Annotated in this window: 1 pseudogene; it reads right to left on the reverse strand. The window is 64.2% G+C overall.

The annotated features are described in order from the left end of the window. Positions 1–271: pseudogene (locus AAEY83_RS15270) on the reverse strand (Mur ligase family protein); the annotation flags it as partial.

Genomic DNA, 271 nt, shown 5'->3' on the forward strand with positions numbered 1-271 from the left:
GGGCGTATGGGCGTAATCGACCACCACCAGCGGCTGCGTACCACCACCCAGACGCTGCATGCGCCCGGCCGGGCCTTCGAGCTTCGGCAGCACTTTGAGAATTTCGTCGAGGGCGTAATCCAGACCGAGCAAGGCGCCGACTGCGGCCAGCACGTTACTCAGGTTGAAACGACCAAGCAGCGTACTGCGCAGGTGATGCTCGCCCTGCGGCGTGACCAGCGTGGCGCGTACACCATGGTCGTCGAACTGCGCTTCGCGGCAGAACAGGTAG

The organism is Psychrobacter sp. TB20-MNA-CIBAN-0197, from assembly GCF_040309765.1.
Lineage (GTDB): Bacteria > Pseudomonadota > Gammaproteobacteria > Pseudomonadales > Moraxellaceae > Psychrobacter > Psychrobacter submarinus.